The organism is Limnohabitans sp. (assembly GCF_044373035.1).
Lineage (GTDB): Bacteria > Pseudomonadota > Gammaproteobacteria > Burkholderiales > Burkholderiaceae_C > Limnohabitans_A.
Map to the genome: position 1 here is coordinate 1 of NZ_JBILQU010000063.1, position 17,279 is coordinate 17,279.

At 60.4% G+C, this 17,279-nt stretch carries 19 protein-coding genes and 1 tRNA gene; 10 read left to right on the forward strand and 10 right to left on the reverse strand.

Going from position 1 to position 17,279, the window contains the following annotated elements; translation table 11 throughout:
- Nucleotides 1-168 precede the first annotated feature (168 nt).
- The gene (locus ACIQ47_RS10255) at nt 169-927 is read left to right on the forward strand and encodes a 3-hydroxyacyl-CoA dehydrogenase (protein WP_396438033.1); all 759 of its coding nucleotides are present in this window, start codon (nt 169-171) and stop codon (nt 925-927) included.
- Nucleotides 928-1,011: 84 nt separating this feature from the next.
- Here ACIQ47_RS10255 and ACIQ47_RS10260 read toward each other — a convergent pair whose 3' ends face one another.
- Both ACIQ47_RS10260 and ACIQ47_RS10265 read right to left on the reverse strand, forming a co-directional pair.
- Nucleotides 1,012-1,317: a HigA family addiction module antitoxin gene (locus ACIQ47_RS10260; RefSeq protein ID WP_396438034.1), complete on the reverse strand. Its 306-nt coding sequence runs from the start codon at nt 1,315-1,317 to the stop codon at nt 1,012-1,014.
- 10 nt (nt 1,318-1,327) lie between these two features.
- The gene (locus ACIQ47_RS10265) at nt 1,328-1,450 is read right to left on the reverse strand and encodes a hypothetical protein (protein ID WP_396438035.1); all 123 of its coding nucleotides are present in this window, start codon (nt 1,448-1,450) and stop codon (nt 1,328-1,330) included.
- A 216-nt stretch (nt 1,451-1,666) separates the two neighbouring features.
- Between ACIQ47_RS10265 and ACIQ47_RS10270 the strand changes: the two genes are divergently transcribed.
- Both ACIQ47_RS10270 and ACIQ47_RS10275 read left to right on the forward strand, forming a co-directional pair.
- Nucleotides 1,667-3,481 carry a gamma-glutamyltransferase family protein gene (locus ACIQ47_RS10270; RefSeq protein WP_396438036.1) on the forward strand — a complete coding sequence of 605 codons (1,815 nt, stop codon included), beginning with the start codon at nt 1,667-1,669 and terminating at the stop codon, nt 3,479-3,481.
- A gap of 109 nt (nt 3,482-3,590) precedes the next feature.
- Nucleotides 3,591-4,574: a tripartite tricarboxylate transporter substrate binding protein gene (locus ACIQ47_RS10275; RefSeq protein ID WP_396438037.1), complete on the forward strand. Its 984-nt coding sequence runs from the start codon at nt 3,591-3,593 to the stop codon at nt 4,572-4,574.
- 115 nt (nt 4,575-4,689) lie between these two features.
- Here the strand turns inward: ACIQ47_RS10275 and acs are convergent, their stop codons facing one another.
- Entirely contained in the window at nt 4,690-6,651 is a 1,962-nt protein-coding gene (acs, locus tag ACIQ47_RS10280; protein WP_396438038.1) for an acetate--CoA ligase, read from the reverse strand.
- 178 nt (nt 6,652-6,829) lie between these two features.
- Here acs and ACIQ47_RS10285 point away from each other — a divergent pair, with 178 nt between their 5' ends.
- From ACIQ47_RS10285 to murI, 3 genes are read left to right on the forward strand one after another with little or no spacing between them, the layout of a single operon-like run.
- Nucleotides 6,830-7,429 (forward strand): TIGR00645 family protein, encoded by a 600-nt coding sequence (locus ACIQ47_RS10285; RefSeq protein WP_396438039.1) that lies wholly within the window; start codon nt 6,830-6,832, stop codon nt 7,427-7,429.
- Nucleotides 7,430-7,475: 46 nt separating this feature from the next.
- Nucleotides 7,476-9,029 (forward strand): fumarate hydratase, encoded by a 1,554-nt coding sequence (locus ACIQ47_RS10290; protein ID WP_396438040.1) that lies wholly within the window; start codon nt 7,476-7,478, stop codon nt 9,027-9,029.
- A gap of 55 nt (nt 9,030-9,084) precedes the next feature.
- Complete coding sequence (gene murI / locus ACIQ47_RS10295) at nt 9,085-9,942, forward strand: glutamate racemase (RefSeq protein ID WP_396438041.1); 858 nt, start codon at nt 9,085-9,087, stop codon at nt 9,940-9,942.
- A gap of 28 nt (nt 9,943-9,970) precedes the next feature.
- Here the strand turns inward: murI and ACIQ47_RS10300 are convergent, their stop codons facing one another.
- From ACIQ47_RS10300 to ACIQ47_RS10325, 6 genes are all read right to left on the reverse strand, one after another.
- Nucleotides 9,971-11,278 carry an MFS transporter gene (locus ACIQ47_RS10300; RefSeq protein ID WP_396438042.1) on the reverse strand — a complete coding sequence of 436 codons (1,308 nt, stop codon included), beginning with the start codon at nt 11,276-11,278 and terminating at the stop codon, nt 9,971-9,973.
- A gap of 12 nt (nt 11,279-11,290) precedes the next feature.
- The gene (locus tag ACIQ47_RS10305) at nt 11,291-11,923 is read right to left on the reverse strand and encodes a DUF6806 family protein (RefSeq protein ID WP_396438043.1); all 633 of its coding nucleotides are present in this window, start codon (nt 11,921-11,923) and stop codon (nt 11,291-11,293) included.
- 18 nt (nt 11,924-11,941) lie between these two features.
- Nucleotides 11,942-12,034, reverse strand: a tRNA-Leu gene (locus ACIQ47_RS10310).
- 39 nt (nt 12,035-12,073) lie between these two features.
- Nucleotides 12,074-12,466, reverse strand: a complete 393-nt coding sequence (locus ACIQ47_RS10315) for an MAPEG family protein (RefSeq protein WP_396438044.1) — start codon at nt 12,464-12,466, stop codon at nt 12,074-12,076.
- 115 nt (nt 12,467-12,581) lie between these two features.
- Nucleotides 12,582-12,752, reverse strand: a complete 171-nt coding sequence (locus ACIQ47_RS10320; RefSeq protein WP_019428100.1) for a hypothetical protein — start codon at nt 12,750-12,752, stop codon at nt 12,582-12,584.
- Nucleotides 12,753-12,926: 174 nt separating this feature from the next.
- Nucleotides 12,927-13,559 (reverse strand): glutathione S-transferase family protein, encoded by a 633-nt coding sequence (locus ACIQ47_RS10325; RefSeq protein WP_396438045.1) that lies wholly within the window; start codon nt 13,557-13,559, stop codon nt 12,927-12,929.
- A gap of 138 nt (nt 13,560-13,697) precedes the next feature.
- Here ACIQ47_RS10325 and ACIQ47_RS10330 point away from each other — a divergent pair, with 138 nt between their 5' ends.
- The 4 genes from ACIQ47_RS10330 (at nt 13,698) to ACIQ47_RS10345 (ending at nt 16,727) form a co-directional block, all read left to right on the forward strand.
- Entirely contained in the window at nt 13,698-14,633 is a 936-nt protein-coding gene (locus ACIQ47_RS10330; protein ID WP_396438046.1) for an NAD(P)H-dependent flavin oxidoreductase, read from the forward strand.
- A 64-nt stretch (nt 14,634-14,697) separates the two neighbouring features.
- Entirely contained in the window at nt 14,698-15,147 is a 450-nt protein-coding gene (locus ACIQ47_RS10335) for an FKBP-type peptidyl-prolyl cis-trans isomerase (RefSeq protein WP_396438047.1), read from the forward strand.
- Nucleotides 15,148-15,209: 62 nt separating this feature from the next.
- Nucleotides 15,210-16,388 (forward strand): pyridoxal phosphate-dependent aminotransferase, encoded by a 1,179-nt coding sequence (locus ACIQ47_RS10340; protein ID WP_396438048.1) that lies wholly within the window; start codon nt 15,210-15,212, stop codon nt 16,386-16,388.
- Nucleotides 16,389-16,448: 60 nt separating this feature from the next.
- Nucleotides 16,449-16,727, forward strand: coding sequence for a cupin domain-containing protein (locus ACIQ47_RS10345; RefSeq protein WP_396438049.1), 279 nt, complete (start codon nt 16,449-16,451; stop codon nt 16,725-16,727).
- Nucleotides 16,728-16,828: 101 nt separating this feature from the next.
- Here ACIQ47_RS10345 and ACIQ47_RS10350 read toward each other — a convergent pair whose 3' ends face one another.
- Nucleotides 16,829-17,101, reverse strand: coding sequence for a DUF1883 domain-containing protein (locus ACIQ47_RS10350; RefSeq protein WP_396438050.1), 273 nt, complete (start codon nt 17,099-17,101; stop codon nt 16,829-16,831).
- Nucleotides 17,102-17,279: the final 178 nt, after the last annotated feature.

Consider the following 17,279-nt stretch of genomic DNA (forward strand, 5'->3'; position numbering starts at 1 on the left):
CATGTTAGGGACCCCTCTGGGCCAGTGTCCATTCCGCAAATCCGGTAGCCCAATACCGGGTTCTCGGTACAGCAAACCAGACACAAGCGCGGGAATTGCGCCCATTTGTACAGGCCATGCGGGCATAATTGACGTTGACGTAACGTCAATCATATTCAGGAGCAACACATGGACATTCAAGGCAAGGTTTTCATCGTCACCGGCGGCGCATCGGGCTTGGGCGAAGGCACAGCGCGCATGCTGGCGGCCCATGGCGGCAAGGTGGTGATTGCCGACATGCAGGCTGAAAAAGGTGAAGCGATTGCCAAAGAACTGGGCGGGGCCTTCGTCAAGTGCGATGTGAGCAATGAAGCCGACGGCCAGGCCGTGGTCGCCAAAGCCGTGTCCATGGGCAAGCTGGTGGGTTTGGTCAACTGCGCGGGCATCGCCCCGGCCGAAAAAACCGTGGGCAAAAACGGCGCGCACAACCTGGCCGTTTACACCAAGACCATCATGGTCAACCTGGTCGGCACCTTCAACATGATCCGCTTGGCCTCTGAAGCCATGTGCAAAAACGAGCCCGAAGCCACCGGTGAGCGCGGCGTGCTGATCAGCACCGCCAGCGTGGCGGCCTACGACGGTCAGATTGGCCAGGCGGCCTATGCCGCATCCAAAGGCGGCGTGGTCGGCATGACCTTGCCCATTGCCCGCGACCTGGCGCGCAACGGCATCCGCAACATGACGATTGCCCCCGGCATCTTCGGCACCCCCATGCTGTTTGGCATGCCGCAAGAAGTGCAAGACGCGCTGGCCGCAGGCGTGCCCTTCCCCAGCCGCTTGGGCACCCCGCAGGACTACGCCAAACTGGCCAAACACATCATCGAAAACGACATGCTCAACGGCGAAGTGATCCGGTTGGACGGGGCGATTCGTCTGGCTCCGAAGTGAGCTGAAACCTTCTCGCTGCTCAAAAAAACACAGGCCCCACGGGGCCTGTTGCTGTTTGGGAATGAACACCCAACAATGAATAAATCAACCCACCGCCAAACCGTCTGGCAAAGGCATGCGGCCAATGGGTGGACGCTCTTTCGCCCGCTCTGTGGCTTTGCAAAAATCGCTTTGGGCTTGCAAAGCCAGCCAATACCCCGGATTCGTTCCCAAGGCCTCTGAGAGGCTCAGATCCATGTCGGCCGACACCGCCGCATGGCCATGCAAAACGCGCGACAGCATCACACGGCTGATGCCCAAATGGCCCGCAAATGCGGTCACGATGGTGTTCAAGTCTTCCAGCCACCCTGCCAGCATTTCACCGGGGTGAGCCAGGTTGTGCATCTTCATGGTGAGCCTTTCAGTGGTCGTCCAAATAATCCAGCCATTCGCGCAGCCGCTTGGCATGGATGGTCTGGATGCCAGACATGCGCCCCATTTTGAAATAAAACTCAAGACCTTTGTGTCGGATGGACAGGATCACAAACCGTCAATCATGGCTTTACGAAACCGCCAAGTTCTGGCGTGCAACTGTTGGCTCAGGTCATCGACGCTTCCAACCAAAATCAAAAATTGGATAAAGTTATTTTGAATAAATTAGGCATCATTATTGGCCAATGAATTTTCACAAAAACCCTGTCACGGACTCACTTGGTGTTGCCCTGCATTGCCGCTAGCATGCCCCGAAGAGGACCAACCCATGAACGCACACTTGCCTTTGAGCCTGATCTTGCTGGCGCTTTTGATCGCCTGCACCACCCAGCCCCCCATCAACGCCCTGCGCTACAGCGTGCCCGATCAGGCCACGCAACCCGAAGCGGCCAGCGGCAACAACACAAAACCCGGCTGGGCCTTCACGCGCCAAGCCGTGGCTGCGGCCAATCCCTTGGCCACCGATGCGGGGCACCAGGTGCTTCGCGCAGGCGGCTCGGCACTCGATGCCGCCATTGCGGTGCAGATGGTGCTGGGCCTGGTGGAGCCGCAGTCGAGCGGCATTGGCGGCGGCGCGTTTTTGCTGCACTTTGATGGCCAAAAAGTCACCGCACACGACGGGCGCGAGACCGCTCCCGCTGGCGCACGCGGCGACATGTTTTTAGACCAAGGCAAGCCGCTGCCATTCGCGGATGCCGTGCAAAGCGGCCATTCGGTGGGCGTGCCCGGCGTGGTGCGCATGCTGGAGGCGGCGCACCGCCAGCACGGCCGCCTGCCTTGGGCGCAGTTGTTGGCGCCTGCTATCACTTTGGCCGAGCAAGGCTTTCGGGTCAGCCCCCGTTTGCACAGCTTGCTGCAAGCCGATGCGCTGCTCAAAAGAGACCCGCTGGCCCTGCGCTTTTTCTACCAAGCCGATGGCCAAGCCTGGCCCGTGGGCCATGTGCTGCGCAACCCCGAATATGGCCATGTGCTGCGCCGCATTGCCGCAGAGGGCAGCCGCGCCCTGCACGAAGGGCCGGTGGCCCAGGCCATGGTGGCACGCACGGCCCAAGCACCCCGCCCCGGCACCCTGAGCCTGCAAGACCTGTCCAACTACCAGCCCCGCATGCGTGAGGCCCTGTGTTTTGACCACACCGCCGCAGCGCGGGCGTACCGCATCTGCGGCTTCCCACCACCGTCATCGGGGCAAATCGCCATCGGTCAAATTTTGGGCATGCTGGGCCACACCCAGGCCCAAGGCCCCGAGCTGGCAGGCGGCCTGCCCACACCCGACTGGCTGCACCGTTACACCGAAGCCTCGCGCCTGGCTTTTGCCGACCGGGCGCAGTTTGTGGCCGACCCGGAATTTGTGAGCGCCCCCGCTGGCGACTGGCAAAACCTGCTGGCGCCTGGCTACCTGCGCGCACGCAGCCAACTGATCGGCGCACAGGCCATGAAAGCGGCCCCAGCGGGCCAGCCCGGCGGCCAAACCACCAGCTTCGCCCCCATGCCGGCGCAAACCGAATACGGCACCAGCCACATCAGCGTGGTCGATGCACAAGGCCGCGCCGTGGCCATGACCACCACCATCGAAGCCGCTTTTGGTTCACGCCGCATGGTCACCACCGACCCGACTCGGCCCGGTGGCTTTTTGCTCAACAACGAGTTGACCGATTTCAGCCTGACCCCTGCCGACGTGCAAGGCCGCCCCATCGCCAACCGGGTCGAGCCCGGCAAACGCCCGCGCTCGTCCATGTCGCCCACCCTGGTGTTTGACAAAACCTCAGGCCAGTTGCTCATGAGCGGCGGCAGCCCCGGGGGCGCGGCCATCATCCACTACACGGCCAAGTTGCTCACAGGCACGCTGCACTGGGGCCAGAACGCGCAGCAAGCGATTGACCTGCCCAACTTCGGCACGCTGGGTGGCCCCACTTTTCTGGAAGCCCAGCGTTTTGACCGCAGCACGGTGGACGCCCTGAAAGCACGCGGTCACGAGGTGCGCGAAATGGAGTTGACCAGCGGCCTGCAGGCGATCGAGCGCACACCCAGAGGCTGGTTTGGTGGGGCCGATCCCCGGCGCGAAGGCGTGGTGCTGGGCGACTGAGCCTCAGTCGCGCAAGCGACCGCGCCCGGGCAGCGGCTCAGGTTTGCCCTCTTGCCAGTTCTCGCCGCTTCCATTGCAATGCTTACACCCATTTCAACAGGAGACCTTTGTGAACACCCCAGGCACCAGCCGTCGCACTTTTGTACAAGCATCCGCAGCCGCCGCTGTCACGGTGGCCTTCCCCAGCTTGGCCCAAGCCCAGGCCTTTCCGGCCAAACCCATCAAACTGATTTGCCCTTGGCCTGCAGGCGGCTCGACGGATGCCGTGATGCGCGCTTTGGCCGAGAGCGCCACCAAGGCGTTGGGCGTTCAGGTGATCATCGAAAACAAACCCGGCGCCAGCGGCATGCTCGGCCCCAACGAGCTGGTGCGTGCCCAACCCGATGGCTACACCCTGTCGCAAATCACGATTGGGGTGGCGCGTTTGCCCCACATGATGAAGATGCAGTTTGACCCGCTCAAAGATTTCACCTACATCGCCTGCCTGACCGGCTACACCTTTGGCGTGGTGGTGCGGGCCGACTCGCCCATCAAGTCGATTGCCGACCTGGTGGCTTTTGCCAAAGCCAACCCGGGCAAGTTCACGTATGGGTCGACGGGCAACGGCACCACGCCACACCTGGCCTTCGCCGAATTCGCCAGCAAAGCCAAGATCGACGTCACCCATGTGCCCTTCAAAGGCAGCGCCGATGGTGTGCAAGCGGTGTTGGGCGGCCATGTCATGTCGCACAGCGACGCCACCGGCTGGGCCCCACAGGTCGAAGCCGGCACCATGCGCCTGCTGGCCACCTACGGCAGCAAACGCACCAAGCGCTGGCCCAACATCCCCACGCTCAACGAACTCGGTTTCGACACCGTGTCCGACTCGCCCTTCGGCATTGGCGGCCCCAAAGGCATGGACCCGGCCGTGGTCAAACGTCTGCACGACGCCTTCAGGAGCACGCTGCAAGACCCGGCCGTGATGGCCAGCTTTGACAAATACGACCAGTCGGTGATCTACATGGGCACCGAGGAATACACCCAGTTCATCCGCAACACCTTTCAGTCCGAAAAAGCGACCATCGAGCGTTTGGGCTTGGCCATGAAAACCTGAAAAAGGTCAAGCCGCTTCGCGCGGAGGCGGCAGGGCCAAGGACTCATAAAAAAAACGGCAGCCCAGGCTGCCGTTTTGCATGGATGCCGGATCCAATCCGGCATGACAGATGGGGTCAGTAAGCCTGGCCCAGTTGCCCCAGGATGGCGGGGTTCTCAAGTGTCGAGATGTCCTGCGTGATCTCTTCGCCTTTGGCCAGCGAACGCAGCAGGCGGCGCATGATCTTGCCGGAACGGGTCTTGGGCAGGTTTTCGCCAAAGCGGATGTCTTTGGGCTTGGCAATTGGACCGATTTCCTTGGCGATGTGGTCGCGCAATTGCTTGGCAATCGCCTTGCCTTCGTCGGTGTTGGGCAGCGAGCGCTTGAGCACCACAAAGGCGCAAATCGCCTCACCCGTGGTGTCATCGGGGCGGCCCACCACTGCGGCTTCGGCCACCAGCTCGGTGCAGCTGACCAAGGCCGATTCGATTTCCATGGTGCCCATGCGGTGACCGGAGACGTTCAGCACGTCGTCGATGCGGCCGGTGATGGTGAAGTAACCGGTTTTCTCGTCACGGATCGCACCGTCGCCCGCCAAGTAGTACTTGCCTTTGAAGTCATCGGGGTAGTAGCTCTTTTTGAAACGCTCGGGGTCACCCCAAATGTTGCGGATCATGGAAGGCCATGGGCGCTTGACCACCAAAATGCCGCCTTGGCCATCGGGCATGTCTTTGCCGGTCTCGTCCACGATGGCGGCTTGGATGCCGGGGAAGGCCAGCGTGCAAGAGCCGGGGACCATGGGCGTGGCACCAGGCAAAGGCGTGATCATGTGGCCACCGGTTTCGGTCTGCCAGAAGGTGTCGACGATGGGGCAATGGCCGCCGCCCACATGCTTGTGGTACCACTCCCAAGCGGCGGGGTTGATCGGCTCACCGACCGAACCCAACAAGCGCAGGCTCGACAAGTTGTAGCTCTTGGGGTGCACAGCATCGTTGGCTTCAGCGGCCTTGATGAGTGAGCGAATGGCGGTGGGCGCGGTGTAAAAGATCGAGACCTTGTGGTCCTGGATCATCTTCCAGAAACGGCCCGCATCGGGGTAAGTGGGCACGCCCTCGAACACGATTTCGGTGCCGCCCAAAGCCAAGGGGCCATAGGTGATGTACGTGTGGCCCGTGACCCAGCCGATGTCGGCGGTGCACCAGAACACATCGTCAGCCTTCAGGTCAAAGGTCCACTTGGTGGTGAGCGCTGCGTGCAGCAGGTAGCCGCCTGTGCTGTGTTGCACGCCTTTGGGTTTGCCGGTCGAGCCCGAGGTATAGAGCAAGAACAAGGGGTGCTCGGCACCCACCCACTCGGGCTCGCAGGTGGTGGCTTGCTGGTCAGCCAGCTCGGCCATCCACACGTCGCGGCCAGCGGTCATGGCGATGTCGGCGCCCGAGCGCTTGACGACCAAGACATTCTTGATGGAGCCGCAACCGCCCAGGTTGATGGCATCGTCCACGATGGATTTGAGGGGCAGCAACTTGCCGCCGCGCACCTGGTTGTCGGCGGTGATCAAGGCCACCGCACCGGTGTCTTCGATGCGGTCGCGCAACGACTGGGCTGAGAAACCCCCGAACACCACCGAGTGGGTCGCGCCAATGCGGGCGCAGGCTTGCATGGCGGCCACCCCGTCGATCGACATCGAGATGTAGATGACCACGCGGTCACCCTTTTTGATGCCCAAGCTTTTGAGCGCGTTGGCGAATTGGCAGGTCTTGGCCAACAATTGGCTGTAAGTGACCTTGCTCACTTCGCCGCCGTCAGCTTCAAAAATGATGGCGGTCTTGTTGCCCAGGCCTTTTTCGACGTTGCGGTCCAGGCAGTTGTAAGAGGCGTTCAACGTGCCGTCTTCGAACCACTTGAAAAAGGGCGCGTTGGATTCGTCAAGCACCTTGGTGAAAGGGGTCTTCCAGCTGATCAGCTCTCTGGCCAGACGGGCCCAATAGCCTTCGTAATCGGTTTCGGCTTCTTTGCACAGCGCCTCATAGGCGGGCATGCCCGAGATGTGGGCGTTTTTCACGAAATCGGTGCTGGGTTGGTAAAGATTGGAACTCATCAGATTTGTCTCCTCATTGACATGGTCGTTTTTTAAACTGGTGCAAATGTCTGCTTTCGCTCTTACAAAGCACTGACTGACACCAGACTTGCATCTGTCCGATATTAAATCGGACTTCTACCGCCTAAAATCAGTGTTCGCCCCAAGGCGCTGCCTTTATGCAACTTTCAGGAAAACCATGTCCAACCAGCAGCCCGCCCCTCAAGGCAAATTGAGCCCCTTGAGCAGCTTTATTTTTGCCAGCCGATGGCTGCAATTGCCTCTTTACTTGGGGCTGATCGCCGCACAAGCGGTCTATGTGTTCCATTTTTGGGTGGAACTGGTCCACCTGCTCGAAGCGGCATTTGGCAGCCAAACCGCGCTGCAGGCGCTGGTCAACAGCATCGGCTACAAAGCCGATGCGCCCATCACCTCACTCAACGAAACCGTGATCATGCTGGTGGTGCTGGCCCTGATCGATGTGGTCATGATCTCCAACTTGTTGATCATGGTCATCGTGGGCGGCTACGAAACCTTTGTGTCGCGTCTGAACCTGGAAGACCACCCCGACCAGCCCGAGTGGCTCGACCATGTGAACGCCTCGGTGCTCAAAGTGAAACTGGGCACGGCCATCATCGGCATCAGCTCAATCCACCTGCTCAAAACCTTCATCAACGCGGCCAACTACGACGAAAAAGTACTGATGTGGCAAACCATCATCCACATGGCTTTCTTGCTCAGCGCCATCGCCATTGCCTACGCCGACCGACTCATGTCTCACCACGAAAAGGCGCACTGAGCGCCTGATAACGACCATTTTTTGGTTTTCTCGAGATCAAAGCACCATGACCACCCTGATCAAACAAGCCGACCTGATTGAATCCGTCGCCGCCGCGCTGCAATTCATCAGCTACTACCACCCCGCTGACTTCATCTCGCACCTGGCCAGCGCTTACGAGCGCGAGCAAAGCCCGGCGGCCAAGGACGCCATTGCGCAAATCCTGACCAACAGCAAGATGAGCGCGATCGGGCACCGCCCGATTTGCCAGGACACCGGCATCGTCAATGTGTTCCTCGAAGTCGGCATGGACGTGAAATTCGACGGCTTCACCGGCAGCCTGGAAGACGCTGTCAACCAAGGCGTGCGCCAAGGCTACAACTTTGCCGAGAACATGCTGCGTGCGTCGGTGGTCTCTGACCCACATTTCAACCGCAAGAACACCAAGGACAACACGCCCGCTGTGATCTTCACCAGGATCGTGCCCGGCAACAAGGTCGATGTGACCGTGGCGGCCAAAGGCGGCGGCAGCGAAAACAAGTCCAAGCTGATCATGCTCAACCCCGGCGACAGCATCGTCGATTGGGTGCTCAAAACCGTGCCCACCATGGGCGCAGGCTGGTGCCCACCCGGCATGCTGGGCATCGGCATCGGCGGCACCGCCGAAAAAGCCGTGCTCTTGGCCAAGGAAAGCCTGATGGACGACCTGGACATGTACCAGCTGCTCGAAAAATCCAGCCAGGGCGAAAAGCTCGACCAGGTCGAAGAGATGCGCCTGGAGCTTTACCACAAGGTCAATGCCCTGGGCATTGGCGCGCAAGGCCTGGGGGGGCTTACCACCGTGCTGGACATCAAAATCAAGATGTACCCCACGCACGCGGCCAGCAAGCCGGTGGCCATGATCCCCAACTGCGCTGCCACCCGCCACGCGCACTTTGTGCTTGACGGCTCTGGCCCAACGTATTTGGAAGTGCCTTCGCTCGACCTGTGGCCCAACGTGGACTGGACGGCCGACACCGAAAAAAGCCAGCGCGTGGACCTGAACACTCTCACGCCCGAGCAGGTCGCCGCCTGGAAACCTGGCCAAACCCTGCTGCTCAACGGCAAGATGCTCACCGGCCGCGATGCCGCACACAAGCGCATTCAGGACATGCTGGCCAAGGGCGAGAAACTGCCTGTGAGTTTCAAGAACCGCGTGATTTATTACGTCGGCCCGGTGGACCCCGTGGGCGACGAGGCCGTGGGCCCCGCAGGCCCAACGACTTCTACACGCATGGACGGCTTCACCGAAATGATGTTGGGCCAAACCGGCCTGATCGCCATGATCGGCAAAGCAGAACGTGGCCCAGTCGCGATTGAGGCCATCAAAAAGCACAAGAGCGCTTACCTGATGGCCGTGGGCGGCGCAGCCTACCTCGTGTCCAAAGCCATCAAGCACGCCCAAGTGGTGGGCTTTGCCGACATGGGCATGGAAGCCATTTACGAATTTGACGTGGTCGACATGCCGGTGACGGTGGCCGTGGACGCGGGCGGCACCAGCGCCCACATCACCGGCCCCACCGAATGGCAAAAGCGCATCGCCACCGGCGAGTTCAAGGGCATTGGCGTCACAGCAGGTTGATGCAACCGAACTTGGCCTGGCCTCGCAAGCGGCCTTTTTTCAGACCCGCCACCCCATGACCTCTGACCAGCGCCCCATCGGCGTGTTTGACAGCGGCATTGGCGGCCTGAGCGTGCTGCAGGCCTTGCACACAGAACTGCCGCACGAGCGCTTTGTGTACCTGGCCGACAACGCGCACGCACCTTACGGCGAAAAAACCGATCTTTACGTCCGACAACGCACGCACGCCATCACCGAACATTTGCTGGCGCAGCACCAGATCAAGGCGCTGGTGGTGGCCTGCAACACCGCCACCGCAGCGGCCATCCATGAGCTGCGCACGCAACACCCACAACTGCCGCTGGTGGGGGTAGAACCCGCGCTCAAACCCGCCGTGGCCCTGAGCCAGACAGGCCACATAGGTGTGATCGCCACACGCGGCACCGTGGCCAGTGACAAGTTCGCGCGTTTGCTTGAATCTGTGCAAGGACAAGCCCGGTTCACGGTGCAGGCCTGCAATGGCCTGGCCCTGGCCATCGAACAAAGCACCCTGCCCCAGCATGCCGCGCAGGCCCAAAAACGCATCACCGAACTGCTGGCGCAATACACCACCGCCATGGGCACGTTTGGCAAAGGCCCAGGCCAGATGGACACATTGGTGCTGGGCTGCACGCATTACGTGTTTGTGGAAAAGCCATTGAAGGCGCTGCTGGGTCCCGATGTGCAGCTGGTGTCGACCGGCGAGGCGGTGGCCCGCCAGACCAGGCGCTTGCTGGAAACCGCTGGCCTGCTGCGTTCAGACCCCGCACCCCCGCAGACCATCCAACGCATGCGCTTATTCACCACCGGTGACTTGAATGGCCTTGAGGCTGCGGCCCGGCGATGGCTGGATTTGCCGCAAGGGGCCTGTCACAAAGCGCCTGAACAATTCTGAAGGCAGGACCCAACAGACGCCCTGCTGATCAGGCCGCGAGCTGTCCCATCGCCATGCGGCGACCGCGCTCCACGTTCACCGGCATCAAGAGCATCAAGCCCAAGATGAACAACAGCGAGGTGGACCCGATCGCCAGGCGCTGGTTGCCGTCGCTCAGCCAGGTGATCAGGCCATACATCAAGGGCCCCAAAATGCTGGCCAACCGGATCGCAAACGTCCACAGACCAAAAAACTCACCCAAGCGCTCGGGGGGCACCATCAAACCGGCCATGGCACGGCCCGAAGATTGGCTCGATCCCATGCAAAAACCGGCAATCCCCGCCGCCCACCAGAACATGGCCTTGTCGGTGGACAGCGCCGCAATGAAGCAAGTCGCCACCCAGCCCACCAAGGTCAGCGCCAGTGTCAGCTTGTGACCGATGCGGTCTTGCACATGCCCGAGCAACAAGGCCCCGGCGAAAGCGGCCAGGTTCAGCACAAAGATCAGCACCATGGTTTCTTGGGGCTGAAAGCCGATGACCTGCTCCGCATAAATGGCCGCCAGCGTGATGGCCACCGCCACCCCGCCCTGGTAGGCCACTGCACAAGCAAGCAAACGGGTGAAGTCTTGGTACGGCTTCGCCTCGCGCAAGGTCTGGCGCAAGCCGCGCAAGCTTTGCATCACAGACACCACCGGGGCATTCGGTTTCGGCGGCGAGTGCTCGCGCAGCAAGGCAAAGGTCACCAAAGCCGCCGCGCCGTAAATGGCCGCAGTGATCCACATCGTCACCGGCACGAACTGGCTGCCCGACTCCCCACGTGCCTGGGCCGCCAGCACATAAGCCAAACAAATGCCCAAAGTCAGCATGCCGCCGATGTAGCCCAAAGACCAGCCCCAGCCGCTCACGCGGCCCATGGCCTCTGATTTGGCCAATTCAGGCAAAAACGAGGCCGTGAGTGACTCGCCATAAGCAAAAAAAGTGTTGGACAGCACCAGGATGAGCAAACCCAGCGCCACCTGACCCGGTCCGACCAGCGACAAGGCCGCCGTGCTGATCACGCACCCCGCCGTGACCCACATCAGCATGCGTTTTTTGCCGGCCACCCGATCGGCCCAAGCGCCCAAACCGGGCATGGTGAGCATCACAATCAGATAAGACAAGCTCAGGCCCGAGGTCCAGGCCAAGGTGGCCCAGTCGGCACCGTCGGCCACACCGCCCACAAAATAGGCGGCAAACACGGCCGTGATGACCACCGTGGAATAACCCGAATTGGCGAAGTCGTACATGGCCCAGCCCAAGACTTCGCGCAAGCGAACGCCCGGATTCAGCGAAGAACGAAGCAAGTCGATTTTCATGGTGCTCTCCAATCAGTGCAAATGCCTTGGGCGGCGTCCACCACCACTGCCGCCATGTCCGCTTGACCCCCCCGAGCCACGCGGCGGTTTGCCAAGCTCCAGGGAGCTGACCAGGCTGTCAAAGCGCTGGCTGAACAGCTTGTCGATCTCGGTCACCACGCCCGACAACTCGGCCCCGTCAAAGTGGCGCTCCATCATGTTGACCACATCGTGCACCAACAGGTCGCGCTGGGCCTGCATGATGGCACCCGGATCAGGCCCCACAAACAGCATCACAAAATCGTCGCGCGACTCGCTCCCGCTGGCCTCGTCTTCGTCGTCGAACTCTGTGTCGTAAAAGGTCACCTCAATCTGGGTGCCCGCCGCCGACAAATCGTTGAGGCTCATGCACAGATCGTCCATGACCATGCGAAAATCCTCGTCGCCGCGCACGGTCCAGCAGATGTTCAGGCGCTGGGTGCTGGCATCAAAATGGATGCCCGGCTCCTCTTCGTACAGGCTCACAGCGCCTTCTTGCCAAGAACGCGCCCCGGCGTAATGCCAAAGAGGCTTGAGCGCCTCCTGTATCGCTTTGATGTCGGTGCCGGGTTTGATCGGCACATCACCATGCACGTGAATTTCGAGCGGTGCGTTGTCGTGGTTCATGATGATGTTTTCCTCAATTGGTGCCCCGAACCGGAATCGAACCGGTACGCCCGCTATGAACGAAGCAACGGATTTTAAGTCCGGTGTGTCTACCAGTTTCACCACCGGGGCAGAGCGCTTATTGTGCCTTGATACGCGGTCTTTTTGGCTTCAGTCGACCTGCAAATTCAGCATGGCCAGCGCAAACAATGCCACCACCGTCAGGTAAGCCGCTGACCAGGCCATGGTGCGCCATTTGGGTTTGTCGGTGACATAGAAAAACACATAGGCCACCCTGGCCGCGATGAAGAACATGGCCAGTGCATCCACCGTGGCCGGATCGACCCCGGTCAGCAAGGCCAAAATGATGCCTACAGCAAAAAACGGGAACGCCTCAAAGCAGTTGGACTGCGCGGCATTGGCCCGCGCCCTGAAACCGGTTTGACTGGCCAGCCAAGCGCGAGGGTCGCTGTTGTCATAGCCTTTGAAGCCCGACTTGGCGATGCCCGCACACACCACCGGCATGATGCCGGCCACCAACACGGCGGCATAAGAAATCAACATTCAGCTCTCCTGGATGAGCGGTCAACCCTTGAGAGGTCCCGTAAAAACCGAAAAAAAAGCCACTGATGAACTCAGTGGCTCGGCACTGGCCCGGCAAACGCCGGGCTCACCGGGTTCAACCGCCCTTGGTGGAGCGCTTGCCGGGGTTCTTCTTGCTGCGTGTGGAAACACCACGCTCCAGGCTAACGCGCTGGCCACGGCCACCGGTGCGCAAGGTCACGCCTGGCAATGCGGGCAGTGGGGGGGTGAATTTACGATCTGCTTCGGTGACGATTTTATTGCCCATCTGTGGCTCCGGAAAAAAAATACAAAACAGTATTAAGCCACAAGAAAGGCCCTGCTTCAGACAGCGGCCCCACTCGGCGGAAGGATTTCGGGGGCCGGGACCACCCCAAACACCCTCCCCGCGCCATTTCTGCGGACCAGCGCCGCATCGGCGGCGGCATTTTTTACAGGCACATCAGTCCCGCCTCAGCGCCACAGCAAAGCCTTTTTGCACCGCGGGCCGCGCCATCAAGGCCTGGTACCAACGCTGAACGTGGGGAAACTGCTGCAAATCCACTTGGTGACGCGGGTGCCGCCAGACCCAGCCCAGGATGGCAAAGTCTGCAATCGACAGCTCTCCGGCAAAAAATTCGTGGGCGACCAATCTGCGGTCCATCACGCCATAAAGGCGCAAGGTCTCGGCCATAAATCGCTCAAGCCCATAGCGTTTGTCAGCCTCGTTGCTCAAGGCTGCGTAATGGTGCACCTGACCCGGCGCGGGGCCAAAGCCACCCATCTGAAACATCAGCCACTCCAGCGCAGCCACCCGACCTGCGCCATGAGCAGGTAAGAATTTTCCGGTTTTTTCGGCCAAATAAATCAGGATCGCACCCGACTCAAACACCGTTTGCGTCTGGCCATCGTGCCCCTCGGTGTCCACCAAAGCCGGGATCTTGTTGTTCGGGCTGATCTTCAAAAACGCCGGATCAAATTGCTCTTTTTGGGTGATGTCCACCACTTGCACGTCAAAGGGCAAGCCCATCTCCTCTAAGGCCACGGTGATTTTGCGGGCGTTGGGGGTGTCAAAAGCAAAAAGCGTCAAAGCCATTTTGTGTATCTCCAGTGTTGAACACGCGCAGTTTATGCAAAACCGCGACTGCTGCAGGACCATTCGGCGACCACTGCGCGACCGTCCAGTCTCAAGCGCGCACTTAAGATATTCAATTTGACCCTGAAGGCCCCTTTCATGAACCGCGTTTTGGCCCACACTGGCGCCCGTTACCCCATCTTGCAAGCCCCCATGGGCTGGATCGCCCGCAGCCCCTTGGCCATGGCGGTCTCGCGTGCGGGCGGTTTGGGCATCATCGAGACCTCTTCTGGCGAGACCGAAAACTGCCAGCGCGAAATCGCGGTCATGCTGGCGTCGGGCTTGCCCTTTGGCGTGAATTTGCCCATCCGCTTTTTGAAAGACGATGCCATGCTGCGCTACGTCTGCGAGTCGGGCATCCGGTTCGTCACCACCTCGGCGGGCAGCCCGGCCAAGTTTGTCGCCCCCTTGAAGGCGGCGGGCATCGCGGTCTACCACGCCGTGCCCACGCTGGAGGCCGCCCTCAAATGCGCCGATGCCGGGGTCGATGGCCTGGTGGTGGAGGGATCTGAGGGCGGTGGCTTCAAGAACCCGGAAGAAGTCAGCACCCTGGTGCTGCTGCAGGCCATCCGCGAAAAAACCGATCTGCCATTGATCGCTGCAGGCGGCATCGTGGACGGGCGCGGCATGGCGGCGGCATTTGCATTGGGCGCCGAAGCCATCCAAATGGGCACCCGCTTTGTGGCCTGCGCCGAAAGCCCGGTGCACAGCCACTTCAAACAAGCCATTGTGGACGCACCCACCACCGGCACCTACATGCTCAACACCAAGTCGTCCCCCTGCATCCGTGCACTCAAGGCACCGTTCACCCAAAGCCTGCACGAAGCCGGCCTGATGGGGCCTGACGCCTTCCAAGGCATCCAGGATGTTTATTTCGGGGGCAACATGAACGCCGCCCCTGCCTTGGCGGGCCAATCGGCAGGCCTGGTGCACGAGGTCTTGACGGCCGAGCAGATCATCGCGCACACCGTGGCCGAGTTCCACAGCATCAGCGCCCGCATGGGGCAATGGGCCCAAGCCAAGACTTTCGGATAATGCAACTGCCCAACTTGTCCCCGAAGTGAAGCCCCCATTTCCTCATTTGCATAAAAATCACCCCATGAACACATTTTTGATCCCCCGCGCAGCCACCCTGTCCCTGGTCTTGTTGGCCTGCACACCCACTTGGGCCCAAAACACCGTCACCGCCTCTGCGGCGCAAGAGCCTGGCGCGCAACTCACGGCCTCAGGCATGGTCTACCGGTCACTGAAAGACGGCACCGGTGCCAGCCCCAAAGCCTCTGACACCGTCAAAGTCCATTACCGGGGCACCTTGCCCGACGGCAAGGAGTTCGACAGCTCCTACAAACGCAACGAGGCCATCGAGTTCCCCCTGAGCCGCGTCATCCCCTGCTGGACCGAAGGCGTGCAGCTGATGAAGGTAGGCGGCAAAGCCAAGCTGACCTGCCCGCCTGCCACCGCCTATGGCGATCGCGGCGCGGGTAATGTGATCCCGCCCAAAGCCACCTTGTTGTTCGAGGTCGAGTTGCTGGCCATCAACGGAAAGTAATCGGCAAGTGATCAGCCAGTGACCGATCATTCAAGCCACCCAGCCACAGAACAGAACACAACATGAAGCGCCAATCAGCCCGAATGGATGCGGTGGACAGCCCCATCATCCCCACCATCGCCAAGCTGGTGCGCGACAACCCCGGCACCATTTCACTGGGCCAAGGCGTTGTGAACTACGGCCCCCCGGCGCAAGCCGTGGCCGAGCTACCGGCACTCATGGCAGATGGCCAACTGAACAAATACCAGGCTGTGGGTGGTATCGCCCCCTTGGTGGACCGCTTTCGGCAAAAGCTGGCCGACGAGAACCATGTCCACTGCGGCACCGAGTCGATCGTCATGGTCACAGCGGGCAGCAACATGGCCTTTCTCAACAGCGTGCTGGCCGTGGCCGACCCGGGCGACGAGTTCATCTTGCCCATGCCGTTTTACTTCAACCAGGAAATGGCCATCCGCATGTGTGGCTGCGTCCCTGTGCCCGTGCCCACACACAGCGACTGGAGCCTGGATGTCGACGCCCTGGCCGCAGCGATCACCCCCCGCACCCGCGCCATCGTCACCGTCTCACCCAACAACCCCACCGGGGCCGTGTACAGCGAAGAAAGCCTGCGCGCCGTGAACGCCTTGTGCGCCCGCTCAGGGCTTTACCACTTCAGCGACGAAGCCTACGAATACTTCACGTATGACGGTGCGAGGCACTTCTCGCCCGCATCGATTCCAGGTGCACAAGGCCACACCTTGTCGTTTTATTCCATGTCCAAAAACTTCGGCATGGCCAGCTGGCGCGTGGGCTATGTGGTGTCCCCAGCCGACCTGTTTGGGGCCATGAACAAGGTGCAAGATACCAACCTGATCTGCGCCCCGGTGGCCTCGCAATTGCTGGCGCTGCAAGCCCTGCAGCTGGGCCGTGAATGGGTACAACCCAAGGTACAAGCCCTTGCCCAGGTGCGTGCTCAGGTCAACCAGGCGCTGCAAGACCTAGGGGGCCTGGTCGAATTTCCAGACACACAAGGCGCTTTTTATGTGCTGATGAAGTTGCCTGGCGTGGCCGACCCCATGGCCTTTAACCGCGCCATGACCGAAAAATTTCGCGTGGCCACCCTGCCCGGCTTTGCTTTTGGACTCAACGACACGGCCAGCGCCAACTACCAACGCCTGTCTTATGGCGCGCTCGATGCCGCCACCGTGGCCGAAGGCGTTGCCCGTTATGTGGCAGCGGTCAAGGACTGGTACAAGGCCTGAGCCGCACGGCCTGCATCTGTCCGATTCTCCCCAGTTTTTCATCCCGCACCGGAAACACCTATGACCACACCCACCCTCGAAAGCTTCACCGCCCAATCCCTGGATGAAGGCTTTGACGAAATCATCGTGCGGGAGTGGGAAGCTGACTTGAAGCTCGACACCCACACCCACCCTTTTGATGTGAGCGCTTATGTGGCGCGAGGTGAATATTGGTTAACGATGGGCGTCGAGGTCAAGCACCTCCAGGCGGGTGATTTTTTCCGACTGGCACGCGATGTCCCGCACGCTGAACATTACGGCTCCGAAGGCGCCACCGTGTGGGTGGCCCGGGCCAACTGAAGCACGGTAAAGACCAGAACTTGGCGGGTCCATCAGAACGCCCACACCGTCGACCGATCTGGGCCATGCACATGGCAGTTTGGCTTGCGCCAGACCCCTGCTCAGCCTTCGATGATTTTCACTGTGGCACCAAAGGTGCCCGAGCTTTGCAGGCCTTGGGTGTCCACTGCAAGATGCCAATGGCCTAACGTGGGGATTTGAAGTCGCACAGCGGTTTGCCGCACCACACCACCTGTGTAGATGTGTTTGACCCCCTTTTTGTAATTGGCAAAATTGAGATCGTCCATGAGCCGCACGTTCGACGGGTTCGTCAGGGTCACCTCGACAATTTCGCCAATTTTCCTGTGGCCTAAGTCTTTGTAAATGAATTGCATCTTTGCCGATCGGTGAATGGGCTTGATCCCAACTGACCGCGCCACACAACATGCGCAACCCTTGCGGGCAGACGGGGAAAATCAAGCTGTTGAAGAACAGCGCTCAAAAATTATGCATTTAATTTTAATGATTTTGCTATTAATGTCAAATATCATACTTTGGAATATACTATCTACC